Source organism: Sulfitobacter sp. UBA4523, from assembly GCF_002388305.1.
GTDB lineage: Bacteria > Pseudomonadota > Alphaproteobacteria > Rhodobacterales > Rhodobacteraceae > Sulfitobacter > Sulfitobacter pontiacus.
The window spans coordinates 6,010-6,325 of sequence record NZ_DGMH01000028.1; the positions used below are offsets into that span (position 1 = coordinate 6,010).

The 316-nt window shown below is 63.6% G+C and carries 1 protein-coding gene; it reads left to right on the top strand.

Going from position 1 to position 316, the window contains the following annotated elements; all coding sequences use genetic code 11:
* Nucleotides 1–316 (top strand): AAA family ATPase (locus B3849_RS07255; RefSeq protein WP_286779971.1); only part of this gene is annotated, 316 nt, incomplete at both ends.

Consider the following 316-nt stretch of genomic DNA (forward strand, 5'->3'; position numbering starts at 1 on the left):
AGCAGACGCTGATCGTGCTGACCAGCAACCTTGGGGCGCAAGCGCTGAGCCAGTTGCCCGAAGGGGGCGACATGGCGCAGGCGAAACGGGATGTGATGGATGCGGTGCGGGCTCACTTCCGCCCCGAATTCCTGAACCGACTGGATGAAACGGTGATCTTTGACCGCTTGGCACGTGCCGACATGGCGGGGATCGTCGACATTCAGGTGAACCGTCTGCTGAAGCGTCTCGCCGGTCGCAAGATCGGGCTGGAGCTGGACGAAGGTGCGCGCAAGTGGCTCGCCGACGAAGGCTATGATCCGGTGTTCGGGGCGCG